Consider the following 1,172-nt stretch of genomic DNA (forward strand, 5'->3'; position numbering starts at 1 on the left):
ATATTAAATCTTTTAGCCGCTTTTTCTATGCTCTCTTTACTATCACGGATCTCTCTACGGATTGCCTCCGTTGTTCTGGCATTTGCGTGTAATGCTTGTCCCATAAGCTTTTTCTCCATGCATTATTATCTTCATAATATATACCACAACTCTCTGGGATCAAACACCTAGAGTGTGTCGTCACGAGAATCAATCTATACTGGCATGAGATATAGAATGAATCAATGAAAGGTTTTTATGATAGGCGCTCACCGACGCCATGATATGCCAGATCGCATATGGAGTCTTTTAGAGCCGCGATTGCCTGGGCGAAAAGGTTCCTGGGGAGGTATCGCCCCTGATAATAGGCTTTTTATCAACGCCGTCTTTTGGATATTGCGCACTGGCGCACCCTGGAGAGATTTACCTCCTGACTTATGGCCACTGAAAAAACACGCATCGACGCTTTTGCAGATGGTGGGACAAAGGCGTTTGGCAAGGGGTGTTAGAATCACTTGTGATGGAGCCTGATTTTGAGTGGCTCATGATTTGATGCAAGCCCTATCAAAGTACCCCCTCATGCAGCAGGAGCACGTGGTGGAAACCAAGCCATAGGACGAACAAAAGGGGGCTCAATTCCAAAATACATATAGCCGTAGATGCGCCTGGTATGCCAGTGCGAATCCTTGTTACAGAAGATAGCACAGCTGATTGTACATAGGCTGAGGCTTTTATTGAGGGCATAAACGCCCAAGGTCTTTTAGCCGACAAAGGCGATGATTCAGATGCTGTATTAGACATGGCAAACGGTCAAACCATTCAAGCGGTGATTCCTGCAAAAAAGAAGGGAAAAGAACAGCGCTTCTATGACCAAGACTTGTACAAGATCAGACATCGTGTTGAAAATGCCTTCTTGCATCTTAAGCGATGGAGAGGCATCGCCACGCGATACGCCAAAAACAGCTCCTCCTTTCTTGCAGCCGCCCAAATACGCAGTCTTGCCCTTTGGCTCAATATCTCGTAACGACACTATCTAGGTAGATCCCTACAAAACTAGCTGTTTTTTGTGGTATATAGCCCACTAACTATAGAACAGTTCAAAGAATAGCGCGTTAATTGAACACTGTGTAGAAACGTCTTCTCTGTGTAACTTTTAGTACCCCCAATCCTGTTTTCCCTAACAAAGCTGCCCT

1 pseudogene is annotated in these 1,172 nt (G+C 45.1%); it reads left to right on the forward strand.

The window, feature by feature from the left end:
• Positions 1–237: 237 nt before the first annotated feature.
• Positions 238–1,003, forward strand: a pseudogene (locus HCUR_RS00640) (IS5 family transposase).
• Positions 1,004–1,172 lie beyond the last annotated feature (169 nt).

The organism is Holospora curviuscula (genome assembly GCF_002930195.1).
In the GTDB taxonomy this organism is placed as follows: domain Bacteria; phylum Pseudomonadota; class Alphaproteobacteria; order Holosporales; family Holosporaceae; genus Holospora; species Holospora curviuscula.